The following is a 9,297-nucleotide window of genomic DNA, read 5'->3' on the forward strand; positions in this document are numbered from 1 at the left end:
TCTGAAGCAGACAAACCGGTGCTGTCTGTGACAGTCAGCGTGAATTCAAACGGCGTTTCTTCCGCGACCTCAGGAACCATCACAGTCGCCAGTGCCTGATTCACATGGGTCATGCTCAGTGCAGGACCGCCCGTCTGGACCCAGTTGTAGCTGACGATATCGTCATTGGCATCGCTCGACTGGCTGCCATCCAGCGTCACTGCCGAGTTGTCACCGACCACAGTCACATCAGAACCTGCGTTGGCAATCGGGGCAACCGGGCCAGTGTCATCAAGGATATCCACGCCGAATTTCTCGCTGACACATTTGGCATAATCACCGGTAATGAAAGCAGAATACGGCCCCTGATAGTTCACCAGCTGGCAGCGATAAGTCTGGTTATCCGGGGTATCCGGACGCCAGCCCCAGTCCTGCTCCCAGTAGATCGCCAGCGCACCGGCGCCTTCGCCATCGAACTGCTTCATGGCGGCACAACCCAGCACCTCGTCTGCCGGGACAGGCACATTCAGGTAACTGGCGAACTCACGGTAATAGTTAATCCGGTTCTGCGACTGAATGTGTTCGGCACTGCCGCCACACTCGACACCCCCATTGATGATCTGCGTCGTGACACCAAAGCCGGGGACCAGGCCATTGGCCAAATCCGCTGCATTCGGCTGCCAGGTGCCGTCGATCACGTGCAGCATGCTGGGTTTCGGTGGCTGGGGATAGAGATAGAAGAACACCGCACTGGCCAGATTCAGCCAGGTATCGGCAACCCGATCCGGGTGATCCAGCAGCACAGAGACATCGCCGTAGATCATCTGCGAGAAAGAACCATAGTTATAGTTATAACTCAGTTGCTTCGCACCACGGCCAAAGTAGCTTTTGTATGTACCGTCAACGTTGGTGCCACACGGGTACGCATCGGCCTGCCAGACCCCGGGCGCACAGATGCCGTAGCCACCGGACATCTCTTCCGTCCAGCCCACTTCGCGCAGATAAAAAAGCCCCTGGCGCCATTCTGGGATGGCGCTGTAACTGTTGTGGCCGCCGGTTTCCTGCGTAAAATGCGCGAACATGGTCGCCAGAGATTTGCGGCAGATCGCATCGGCATCGCGGCCATCGGTATAATTGCCACAAAACGCCGGGAATTTCCCAATCCCTTTCAGAAAGTTCAGGTACGTGTACTTTTCGTTTCGTTCAGCAAACAGGAACTGCCAGTCGGACTCACTGACGATACTCTCCACTCGCTTAACATTATCCGGGTTGCTGCCAGCGCCGACCGTAATGGCCTCCACGCTTGCATTATCCAGTGTGCGAATCGCATCCCTGACCAGTTGTAACCCTTCCGGCTGAGCCGCAATAATGGCCGCTTCATCGGCGTTGACCTCACTTTGAGTCAGCGTATACGCCTGAGCACCCGCCGTGCTCAGGCCGATGACGAGCCCAGCCAGGCTCGTCAGATAACATTCTTTATGCTTGTTCATCTCGTATCCTTACAGTTTGATCCAGGCATCTTGCCAGGCGGTCCCGACACCCGGCTCATAGGCCCAGGCAGCACCGGCGCACCAGGCTGAGTACGGATAAGGTTTACATTCAAAATCACTGCCGAGATTGGACACCCGATCGCCTGCGCCATAGTTCTCACCTGCCTGATAAACCGAATAAGCGCCTGGCTCTGCAGGATCGGTCGGGTCCGTTGGCTCTGTCGGATCTGTTGGGTCAACGGGATCCACCGGGTCGACAACGGTGCCGGCACAGCCGGAACTGCCGGTTTCTTCCCACGGTCCCCATTGTTCAGCGCCCGGAATATTGTTCTGCGTCCACCACTTGGCTTTCCAGGTTTTACCGTCGTAACTGACCACATCGCCGGCGTTGTACACTGAGCTCGCCTGCCAGGTATCACTGCACACCTGACTGTCATCCGTCACGGTCACAGTGCGTGTGGCTGTGGCGGTAAGACCGGCAGAGTCAGTGATACTGTAAGTCAGGACATAACTGCCCACAGTGTTGACATCTACGCTGCCCGATAAAGACACTGAAGCCGTCAGATCGCCGTCTTCCTGATCAGAGGCCGACACGCCCGCCAGCGGATCAAACGCTTCGCCCTGCAGGACAATCACATCGCTGACACCACTGAATTGCGGTGCGCTGTTATAAACCGTCACCAGACGGGCGGCTGAAGTCTGATTCCCATCGCTGTCGGTGACTGAGTAAGTCAGTGAATACGCCCCTGTGACTGCTGTATCAACCGTGCCCTGAACCACGATCACCGAGGTCAGCGAGCCATCTTCGGCATCGGTAGCCGACACACCCGCCATGGCATCAAACTGGCCGCCAGCCGGTAAGCGAACATCTTCCACACCACTGAGCACAGGTTTGCCATCCGGTAGGGGCACCGTCTGACTGTGGACAAATGGCCCATAATCTTTGGCAAACTGGCCGTTGTACGACTGACCAGAGGCATTGGTGCCTACATCCCAGTTAATAGACCAGGTCATCACGCCTTTTAACGGCTGGCCCTGCGCTTTCATGCGGTCGAATGCACGGTAGAGATCTGCCGGGTTCTGAATAAACCCGGTTGCTGCCGCATCGATATTGGACGGAATGCCAAAGACCAGTTTTTCGGCTGGAATCTGCGTGAAACCGCGCGTTCCGTTGGCCAGTGAGTCCGCCATGTAGAAAATAAAATCTTCTTTCACCGCGTCGTTACTCTGTGCCAGCCAGCCCACACCGTCGACCCAGACACCATCACCCCCCTGGTTGTAGAACTGCGGGTTGATATAGTCGTAATAGCCTGCCAGCCCTTTCAGGTAAGGCGTGTATTTGCCAGACGTCGTCAGATAAGGAAACTCAGGCGCCATGGTGATCATGAAACGCTGGCCTGATTGCTGGTAATGCTCTTTCACCATGCGCAGCGCAGCCGGAATCACCGTCTGGTTATCGCTGGCATCCACCGCCGCTTGTTCCAGATCGATATCCACACCATCAAAGCCGTAGGTATCGACCAGACGGATAATCTCATCGGCAAAAGCGACTTCGTCACCAGCTTTCAGTTCAATGTGCGCATCAGCCCCGCCCAGAGCCAACAGCACCGAGCGGTTCTGCGCATTCAGTGCACTGATCTGACTGATAAATTCGGCTTCAGACAAACCAATATTCGGATCAAGCTTAAAGGTGGGAATCCGGCCTTCACTGACGTCATACACTTTCATGAAGGACACATTGACGACGTTATAGCCGCTGGCGACCTCAGACAGCGGCAGACACGGCGCATTGTCGCCCTGATAGCCCCTGCCGTCGCACCAGTTGTGCCAGTAACCGACCAGCACAGTCCCGTCTTGTGCGACCAGTTCACTACCGTCAGCCATTGCTGGCTGTGTCATCATTCCGAGCGCTGCGAACACAGCAAAAGCGGCGGGTTTTGCTTTCAAAATGGTTGGCATTGATTTTCCTTTTTCCTTATTGTCCACCAATTCAGACAGATTGATTAAAAATGATTCACCTCAATTATTAGCAGAGCAAAATATGTCGGTGTTAATTTTTTATCTAAGAAAAAAAAGATTACCAATAGAGAATGTCAAAACTGTCAGGGCAAATGTCATATTTGGCTTTTGATTCCAAAAAATGACTCAACAGAAAGAAAATTAAAATTTATTCATTGATCATGTGAATTAAAACAATGGCTAACATTCAATTTATTATTAATTAAGAACCAGTACACAGGTATGTATATGCTCACCAAAAGACAAGTATCAGAAAATAATCGCGTGTCTGATTATTCTGACAGGATGGGTAACCTCGTGATGAAAGACAGAGCGAGAAAGTATCGTCCCGCCCTGACCACTCGATAAATTAATACTTATTCTTTAGACCAAATACGTGTATTTAAATCCAAAGCATCTATCAGCCCCACCAATAGCTTTAACTCAGAGAAGATATCTTTTACGGTATTAAAATCAGTTGCCGAATCAGATAGCTTAGGTTCAAAATATTTCATATCGCCGCCAGAAACTGAGATGAATAACTTTCCATCGACAAACGATAGTGCCAAGTATTTTCCTGTATTTTCACGAAATGCCACAACCCGTTGCATGAAAGCCGGTGTCAGCAGATATCTTGCTTCAACCTGATTGGTGCTATGGACATCGAAATCTCGCTCAAACTCTGGATCTTCCAGCCGAACCAAATTGTCGGGCGTACCCACAAAACCCTGTTTGATATTCTCCAGAAACGAATCATCTTTTCCTTTGTCAATTGAGACAAAAGTCTGACTATTAAAATGCTTATTACAATCTGCGATGATGACCATACCTCGGAATCTAGTCCGCATGTATGTTTTTGTTTTACCGTCGGCAGTTCTCCTTTTGACTTTATATTTGGTGTGAACTTCCGACATTTCTATTGCAGTCTGCCCTATCTTACCACTGATAAAATCTTCGCCTTCAAACTGGCTATATCCACCTGGAGAAAGACCACTTCTGTCATAGACCTCCCGTTCAATACTGCCTGTCGGGTTATACTCCAGCGAATCATCAATACTTTGAATGATACTGGAAATTACTTTCTCTTTATAAACAACACGATACTCATTCCATTTCATTTGATAAATTAAACCCAATACAGCCAGAATGATACCAACACACACCATGATGATATTCGGGTCAATATAGGTTCCAAAAAGTACAAGGGTACCAATGATCACTGCCAATACGCCGACAAAGACACACATATCCCGTGTGACAACCACATCACAACGCTCTTGTTCAATCACTGCGAGCTGTGGTTGTAAATCCCTTTCAAAGACACTTTTCAGATCATCAATATTCATCGGGCATCCTTATTTGCACGATTCTCAAATAATTCAGCTATATCCGGGAGTTGTGTCTGTGCTTCTGGAATATCAAAAAGAATTCTTTGCGTAAGCCCCATTCTGCGAGCAAAGAGATTAGACGGAAACATTTCAATACCGTTATTCAGATCAGTCACCGCAGCATTGTAAGCACGCCGCGCTGCAGCAATCTGCTCTTCAGTCTCGTTAATGCTTCGTTGTAGTTGGCTGAAATTGTTGCTGGCTTTCAAGTCCGGGTAAGCTTCCACCATGATGTTAAAGCGAGAAAATACCTGGTTCAGACGCCGGTCGAGTTCAGGTTTTTTTTCTCCAGTTGCCATATCACTCTGAAACCTGGTCCGAAGTTCTGTCAGTTCGTTCAGCACTTCTCTTTCATGAGACATGTAAGCTTTGACCGTTTCCACCATATTCGGAAGCAAATCAAAGCGCTTCTTTAACATCACATCAATTGTCGAATCAGCATTATCAACCTGATTCTTACGAGCGATCAGACCATTGTAAATAGCCACTCCAAGTAAGAGCACAACCACAATGAATCCGACAGAAAACCACATTCCCATCATTATCTTCTCCTAAAATCATGCTCAACCGGACAGTTTTTCAGAGTCCCTGACTAGAAAAACGGTTGAGGCCTTGAGGCACAGGAGGGTACAACATGACCGAATGACATTGGCACTGACAAAATGCCTGAAATCACAGTAAAAGTGACGGTTTTAATACCACTGGGCACTAAGTCACAATCCCGCAATCTGTGCCCGCTGCAACGTTAGTGTTCAAAGTTTTGATGGCTCGGATCACGAGGAATCAACCACAAAATTTCACTTTGAACAGGCTCGAAAAGAAGCCGCTGAAACCCGCCCAGAAGTAGGCGAACCAAGTAATGATTTTCTCTTTCATAGGCGAATTTCAGACATAAAAAAACCGCCGGAATGGCGGTCTGACAAGGGACAAAACAGCAGATAACAAAAAACCCCGCCGAGTGGGCGAGGTTTTGCACTGTGGGAATTTTGCTTCATTTGGGGGTGAGTGTCAACACTCAGGCACTAGATGTTGAAACAATATGACCTCAGTCACATACATGAAAACATGTTTTACTTAAATCTGCTCTGTATCGATAACATTAAGTTTGTTCACTTAACTGAGGCCAAGGAAATGACCAAAAAGTGTACGCTTGAAGACATTCCAAGAATAAAGAAGAGATACAATAAAATTTCCATGTTTTTATTCATTTTATCAGCATTTAACTTAGTGCTTACACCATTCTTCGATAACATTTTCCTGCCGACACTTGGGGTCTGGTTTCTGTTAGGTTCGCTGATTATAAAGCTTCATGTCAGATCTAAGGATCAAGTGCTTTTAAACAATCTTAATTCTGAATCCGTAGGTTCAGGAACAGTCATAGCCTTAGATGGTAGCGGTATCAGCCCAAGAGGAATAGACAATCCCGACACAAGTTTATACAACAACCATACTTTATGAACACCTCACCCTCGGCAAATCCCGCCACTTGGTGGTGTACTGGGGCGAGAGAAACTCTCGCCTCATTGCCCAACGGGGATCGACAATCAACACATCACCATCCATCGTAGATACCCCTTCCATCCCCCCCTGCGCCAGGTCTATGTAGGTCACACTGGGGTGCTCAACCAGCAACTTATCAAGGGACAAAGGAAGCTGTAGATAGTCTGCCGCCGGGCTTTCAAACCCGGTGATCCCGTCACTGGCGTAAAATGGGATAAAGTTCATAACAGCAGCATACTGTTCATTTACACAGGACATTACCTCAGAGACGAGCTTGGTCAAGCTCCAGAGTTTTCTTGCTGTGAGTCACATAGCAAAGCCAGTGAGACACTGTTGTCACATCACTTAAGTACACATGATAAGCATAAAAAGATCAGTACGTAGTTAAATGAATCCTCAGTATTGCAATGTGTGCGGTATTGCTTTCTGTAGCGGCAAGTAAGCTGGTTTGTCTATTTCATCTTGTATCGCCCTGTATCCAAACACAATGGACGGAGATGTGCAGTGGTAGAGAGGAGGCTCTATCATCAACTTAACAAAACGTTATGAATCTCGTACGATACTCAGATCGCATTTGACAGGCACTATAAAATGAAAGGTAAATTTATCAATGACTTTTCAACAGCTTCTGTTTATCATTGATGCAGTATTTTCGCCTGTGGTTATTGAGTTTAAAGGTGTATGATATATGGAAAATAAACGTTACAATGTACACCTTCCACCTCTAAGGGATAACGCATCCACGTACTCATACTTGGGTAAGATCTGTGAAGCGATCCTTTCTGCCCCACATAACAGCTACATTTTTGACTTTTCAGGTTGTTCCACTATCAGCCATAATGGTTTGGTCGTCATTGGTGGTATTTGCAACTATCTGAAGCAGCAGAACTCTAGTCGTTCATTATTAAGTCCAAGTGTTCTAAGCTTCCTTTCCCCTCCGAAAGTAGGTTTCAACATTGATAATATTAATCCAGTATTGATGGAAAAATTGCTCCTGATTGGATTTTGGAACTATGTCCAACCTGCTTATGGTGTTGTCGCAAGTAATGACTATATTGGCTATAGAGAACACGAGAAAGTTATTGAGGATTCTGAAATAATTTCACACTTGAAAGATAGTTGGCTAACTAGTGAGAAGTTGCATATGTCTGAATCATTGAAAGCAGAGATAGTTAGCAGCATATATGAAATTTTTGTGAATGCTTATGGTCATGGTTTAAAAGATAATGAGTTTGGACAAAGTGTGATTTCTTGCGGAAGTTATGATGCCAAAGCTAAAGAACTATCGTTATCGGTTTTTGATTTGGGCGGTGGGATAGTTGAAAGCGTGAGAAACCATGATAACCAAATTGCAAGTGACAGAGACGCTTTTGAATGGGCTTTGGAGTTCGGAAACTCGACACGGACAGATAGTACACCTGATTTACCAAGAGGATTAGGTTTTGGAATATTGAAAGATTTTGTACACCTCAATGGTGGGAGGTTGAGGATATGCAGTGATTCTTATTCAGCAACAGTAGACGATAACGGTGAGTATTTAATTGAATCTATTGGTGGAAGATTTCAAGGTACACTAGTAAGTATTTCAGTGAAGTGTGACAACAACTATTATAAATTCAAATCAGAGTCACCAGATGAATCGACACCAAACTATTTTTAGAGGAAACTATTTTGATTACTATAATCGTTAAAGAAATCGTGGGTTCTAATGCTATATCAATGAACTCAGGAAATAAACTAAGAGAAAAAATTGTTAAAAACTGGGATGCAGACTCAAAAATAAGAATAGATTTTTCAGGTGTTGATGTCTTCGCATCTCCATTTTTCAACGCTAGCATCGGTGCTTTATTGAAAGATAAAAAAATAGAAGATCTTCAAAATAAATTGGAGTTTCATTCAATATCCAACCACGGAAGAAAACTTTTAAATTTAGTAATTAGCAATGCTTTAAAGTTTTATTCAGACAAAGATGGGAAAACTAATTCCAGCTTAACTGAAATTAAGAAGGAACTATAGCATGCTTCAAGACATCAAACAGATCACACCCCAAAATGGTGATAAATTTTTTGTTGATACAAATGTTTGGTTTTGGACTACATACATTCCATCTAAGACGTTTATAGCAAAAAAACCACATGATTATCAAATTGAGTTTTACCCTAACTTCATTGAGAAGGCTTTAGAAGTTGGTGCAATTTTATACTCATCCCCATTAGTTCTGGTTGAAATATCGAATATAATTGAACGTTCTGAATGGGAAATACATAAGGCCTATAATCCAAATGAAACTATCAGCCTCAAAAGATTCAGAAGTATTCCAAAGGAAAGAGAAGAAGTTTTAAATGAAATTAAAACTGCTTGGGATTCAATCACTAGCATGTCTAGTGAGTTATCTATGACTCTAGATAACTCTGTCTCACGTGAGTTTGTTGATATTATAGACAATAATAAGATTGATGGCTATGATGCACTGTATTTTCAACTAATGTGTCAAAATAAGGTTGGAAACATTATTACTGATGACAAAGATTTCAGACATTTACCAGGCATTGATACATTTACTTGTTACCAATAGCTTTGATACTAAGTTCTTTATGAGACGATACTTCAAAGGAGCCGTAAGTAATCCTTATGAGTGGTAATTGGACGAATAAAGAACTAAAAGCGACGGTTGCTGTATATCTTGAGATGTACAGGCAACAGCAGCAAAACGCTAAATTCAATAAAAAAGAGTATTATCGCCAGCTTGCGAACCAATTTGGCCGAAGCGAAAAAGCTTACGAGTATCGTATGCAGAACATATCCTACATTTTCTCTTTGCTTGGCCGCGACTGGGTGTCTGGTTTAAAGCCGGCAAAAAATGTAGGCCGAAAAATCGGTGAACAAATTGAATTGATCATTGCAGTACAGGAAGAACGCTGGGTGAATCCGCACTTTGCCCC

General features: G+C 45.4%; 9 protein-coding genes and 2 pseudogenes. 5 read left to right on the forward strand and 6 right to left on the reverse strand.

The annotated features are described in order from the left end of the window. The 4 genes from P0Y67_RS21660 to P0Y67_RS21675 all read right to left on the reverse strand — a co-directional run. Nucleotides 1-1,469, reverse strand: a 1,469-nt coding sequence (locus P0Y67_RS21660) for a chitinase (protein WP_342393542.1), incomplete at its 3' end; no start/stop codon positions are given. A gap of 9 nt (nt 1,470-1,478) precedes the next feature. Continuing rightward, nucleotides 1,479-3,419: an immunoglobulin-like domain-containing protein gene (locus P0Y67_RS21665; protein WP_446728865.1), complete on the reverse strand. Its 1,941-nt coding sequence runs from the start codon at nt 3,417-3,419 to the stop codon at nt 1,479-1,481. Between the two features lie 425 nt (nt 3,420-3,844). Beyond that, entirely contained in the window at nt 3,845-4,813 is a 969-nt protein-coding gene (locus tag P0Y67_RS21670; protein WP_342393543.1) for a DUF3137 domain-containing protein, read from the reverse strand. Beyond that, the gene (locus P0Y67_RS21675; RefSeq protein WP_342393544.1) at nt 4,810-5,397 is read right to left on the reverse strand and encodes a LemA family protein; all 588 of its coding nucleotides are present in this window, start codon (nt 5,395-5,397) and stop codon (nt 4,810-4,812) included. The genes P0Y67_RS21670 and P0Y67_RS21675 overlap by 4 nt, the downstream gene beginning before the upstream one ends. Before the next feature lie 484 nt (nt 5,398-5,881). Between P0Y67_RS21675 and P0Y67_RS21680 the strand changes: the two genes are divergently transcribed. After that, nucleotides 5,882-6,313: a hypothetical protein gene (locus tag P0Y67_RS21680; protein WP_342393545.1), complete on the forward strand. Its 432-nt coding sequence runs from the start codon at nt 5,882-5,884 to the stop codon at nt 6,311-6,313. Here P0Y67_RS21680 and P0Y67_RS23045 read toward each other — a convergent pair. Continuing rightward, nucleotides 6,308-6,418: a DUF4113 domain-containing protein gene (locus P0Y67_RS23045; protein WP_446728866.1), complete on the reverse strand. Its 111-nt coding sequence runs from the start codon at nt 6,416-6,418 to the stop codon at nt 6,308-6,310. The genes P0Y67_RS21680 and P0Y67_RS23045 overlap by 6 nt on opposite strands. Further along, nucleotides 6,392-6,580: pseudogene (locus P0Y67_RS21685) on the reverse strand (S24 family peptidase); the annotation flags it as partial. The pseudogene P0Y67_RS21685 and the gene P0Y67_RS23045, both read right to left, overlap by 27 nt. 463 nt (nt 6,581-7,043) lie before the next feature. On the opposite strand from P0Y67_RS21685, the gene P0Y67_RS21690 reads away from it, so the two are divergent. The 4 genes and pseudogenes from P0Y67_RS21690 to P0Y67_RS21705 form a co-directional block, all read left to right on the forward strand. Continuing rightward, nucleotides 7,044-8,015, forward strand: a complete 972-nt coding sequence (locus P0Y67_RS21690) for a hypothetical protein (RefSeq protein ID WP_342393546.1) — start codon at nt 7,044-7,046, stop codon at nt 8,013-8,015. Between the two features lie 11 nt (nt 8,016-8,026). Beyond that, on the forward strand, nt 8,027-8,371 hold the full coding sequence (locus tag P0Y67_RS21695) for an STAS-like domain-containing protein (protein WP_342393547.1): 345 nt from the start codon (nt 8,027-8,029) through the stop codon (nt 8,369-8,371). A 1-nt stretch (nt 8,372) separates the two neighbouring features. Continuing rightward, nucleotides 8,373-8,930 (forward strand): type II toxin-antitoxin system VapC family toxin, encoded by a 558-nt coding sequence (locus tag P0Y67_RS21700; RefSeq protein WP_342393548.1) that lies wholly within the window; start codon nt 8,373-8,375, stop codon nt 8,928-8,930. A gap of 56 nt (nt 8,931-8,986) precedes the next feature. Next, nucleotides 8,987-9,297 (forward strand): annotated as a pseudogene (locus tag P0Y67_RS21705) (HNH endonuclease); the annotation flags it as partial.

The organism is Photobacterium sp. SP02, assembly GCF_038519165.1.
GTDB lineage: Bacteria > Pseudomonadota > Gammaproteobacteria > Enterobacterales > Vibrionaceae > Photobacterium > Photobacterium halotolerans.